Below are 2,925 nucleotides of genomic sequence, written 5' to 3'. Positions count from 1 at the left end.
CCGCACGGGAGGTCGCCCCCGCCGTCCGACCCCTCCGCCGTCCTCTCCGCCGCCTCGTCCCGCGGCGCGATGCCGCCGCCCGTCCGCAACTGGAGGGTGCCGCGCTCCACCGGCACGTCCTCGTCCGCGCGCCCGCCCGGCGCAGCGTCACCGCTCCGCACCCCGGCGGCCGGCCGCCGCAGCACCGCGGTGCGCTCCGCTTCCTCGCCCGACCGCCCCCGGGAGGGGCGGCGCAGTGCCGTCGTCACCGCGCTCTCCGGCGCGCTCCCCCGAGCGCCGCCGGTCTTTCCTGCCGCGTCGCCGGGAACCGAACCCTGCTTCCCACGCGTTTCCTCCGGTGACCGCTCGCTCTCCGAGCCGTCCGGGGACTTACCCGCCACCCCATGCCTCCTCGCCCACTGTTCCAACAGCATCAGCCGCTACCCAGTCTGACGCGGCCCGGGGGTGGTCCGGCTCCCGCCCCTACCTCACAAAACCACAACGACATATCTACGGGTTTCATTACAAACCGAACATGTGCTCTCGACAGAGCCGTGTGAGAGGCGTCACCCTGTCTGTCATCCACGCGGGGAGGCATGGATGAGCAGGAGTCGTAGAACCATTCCGGAGGAGCTGCTGCTGCTCGCTCTGGACCCGGCAACGGGTACCACTGCACAGCCGCAGTCGCTGGACCTCGGCCTGGCCGGGGCACAGCTCGTCGAGTTGGCGCTCGCCGGACGGATAGCCCCTGATGGGGACCGCATAGCCGTGGTACTGGCACGGCCGACAGGAGATCCCACTCTGGACACCGCACTGGAGCTGCTGCGCCGACGTGGCAGCCCGGTACGCGCGGTGCACTGGATAGGCGGACCCCGACTGGGGCTGCGCCAGACCTATCTGACCCATCTCGAACGCTGCGGCATGGTGCAGGCGATCGAGAACCACATGTGCGGCGTACTACCGACCACTCGGTACCAGGCGTCGGACAGCGTCGTGAGCCGGCAGATCCGCCACCGGCTCGACACCGCGATCCGCACCGGCGCACCGCCGGACCCGCGGACCGCGGCGCTCGCCTCGCTGGCGCACGCCGTCGGCCTCGGCAAGCATCTGTACCCGGGCAACGAGGGCAGGTCCTCGCGGTCGCGACTGCGGGACCTCATCCGGCACGACCCCATGGGCGGGCTGGTGGCCCACGCGGTCATGGAGGTGCAGAACGGCGCCGCGGGCCAGGCCAAGCGTGCGGCGGCGCCGAACCGCGGGCGGGGCCAGGCGCCCCGCGCCACCGCGGTGCCGGCCCAGGGGCCGGAGCCGAGCGTGCCGCGGCACGCGGAACGCTCGCACCCGAGGGAGCTGGCACGCGTGGCCCGCTCGGCGGTCACCGCCCGCTGACCCTCACCGACCGTGCCGCCCCGGACCGACCGTGTCCGGGGTCGGCGCACGGTCGGCCACAGCGCCACCGGTTCCACCCGGGGCGCCACCGGACCACCCGGGAGCCGCGAGAGGCGCGGTGGGGTGGTGGCTGGACGGCCACCACCCCCCCCCCCCCCCCCCCCCCCCCCCGCCGATCCATGTCCGGGGACGCCGGGGGTCGCGAACCGTGCGCCGGGCGCCTGCGGCACCGCACGTACGGCAGTGGGCCCGGGGCAACGGGTACCGGGCAACCGGGACCGCCGCCGCTGCGCCCCCGGGCGCCCGCCGCTCCCGCCGCGCCCGTGGCGAGCCCGCGGCCCGCGCCGCGCAGCGCGGGAACCGCGCCCGGGGCAGTGCGTGCCGGGGCGTTCGGCGGCTTGTGTGAGCCGGGTGGAGTGTCCGCGTTCGGCAGCGGACGGAGGCGGTGAGGTGGCAGTCTCGTGATCGGTAGTCACATGATCTACGGAGGTGGACTGTCCGTGGCGGGCAACGTCAATCCCACGGTCCGGCGGCGCAGACTCGGCCAGGAGCTTCGCAGGCTCCGCGAGGACCGCGGCATGACCGCCGAGGAGGTCGCCGACCGCCTGCTGGTCTCGCAGTCGAAGATCAGCCGGCTGGAGAACGGGCGCCGCAGCATCTCGCAGCGGGACGTGCGCGACCTGTGCGGTGTGTACGAGGTGCGGGACCGGCGGCTGGTGGAGTCGCTGATGCAGATGGCGCGGGAGTCGCGCCAGCAGGGCTGGTGGCACGCGTTCGCCGAGCTCTCCCCCGGGTACAGCGTCTACATCGGCCTGGAGATGGACGCGGCCTCGCTGCGGGTCTACGAACCGCAGGTCGTGCCGGGGCTGTTGCAGACCGCCGACTACGCCGCCGCGGTCATTTCGGGGGCGCTGCCGGAGGTGGCCCGGTCCGACGTGGAACGCCGGGTCGAGGTGCGCATGCGGCGCCAGGAGCGGGTGCGCGACGAGCGACGGCCGTTGCGGTTGTGGGCGGTCGTGGACGAGGCCGCGCTGCGCAGGCAGGTGGGCGGCCCCGAGGTGATGGCCCGGCAGCTCCGCTATCTGGTGGAGGTCTCCGACCTGCCGCACATCACGCTCCAGGTGATGCCCTTCGAGTCCGGCGCCCATCCGGGCGTCAACGGCCAGTACGCGATAATGGAGTTCCCCGAGGCGAACGACTCGACGGTGGTTTATCTGGAAGGCGTCACCAACGACCTCTATCTGGAAAAGCCGCACGACGTGCAGAACTACAGCGTCCTGTACGAACACCTGCGCGCGCAGGCGTTGAGTCCGGAGAAGACCCGTGATTTCGTCCGGGCGATAGCGGACGAGAGCGAGTTGCGCGCCGACTCCTGAACTGCTCGCCGTATTTCCGCGCCCCGTCCTCGTCCCCGCGCACGGCGCCTTTTGGCCGGGCGGTTCCGGCCGAGCGGCGCTCCGGCAGCCGTGACCCCGGGCCGCCGCTCGCCGTGCCGACTCGCCGCTCGGCCGGGGTGCACCGGCGCGTGCGTCCCGCATCCCGCGTGCGGGCGCGCCT

The 2,925-nt window shown here is 73.4% G+C and carries 2 protein-coding genes and 1 pseudogene; 2 read left to right on the top strand and 1 reads right to left on the bottom strand.

All coding sequences use genetic code 11. The features are described 5' to 3' along the window. Positions 1 to 380 (bottom strand): annotated as a pseudogene (locus HCJ92_RS23435) (hypothetical protein); the annotation flags it as partial. Between the two features lie 199 nt (positions 381 to 579). Here HCJ92_RS23435 and HCJ92_RS23430 point away from each other — a divergent pair. Together HCJ92_RS23430 and HCJ92_RS23425 are read left to right on the top strand one after the other, a co-directional pair. After that, positions 580 to 1,368, top strand: a complete 789-nt coding sequence (locus HCJ92_RS23430; RefSeq protein ID WP_167935610.1) for a GOLPH3/VPS74 family protein — start codon at positions 580 to 582, stop codon at positions 1,366 to 1,368. Between the two features lie 500 nt (positions 1,369 to 1,868). After that, positions 1,869 to 2,744, top strand: a complete 876-nt coding sequence (locus tag HCJ92_RS23425; protein WP_167935611.1) for a Scr1 family TA system antitoxin-like transcriptional regulator — start codon at positions 1,869 to 1,871, stop codon at positions 2,742 to 2,744. Positions 2,745 to 2,925 lie beyond the last annotated feature (181 nt).

Origin of the sequence: Streptomyces spiramenti (assembly GCF_012034385.1) — a bacterium.
Classification (GTDB): domain Bacteria; phylum Actinomycetota; class Actinomycetes; order Streptomycetales; family Streptomycetaceae; genus Streptomyces; species Streptomyces spiramenti.
This window is presented reverse-complemented; position numbering and strand designations above follow the sequence as displayed.

Coding starts and splice junctions, on each gene's coding strand:
- HCJ92_RS23430 (WP_167935610.1), top strand. CDS start 580: ATGAGCAGGAGTCGTAGAACCATTCCGGAGGAGCTGCTGCTGCTCGCT.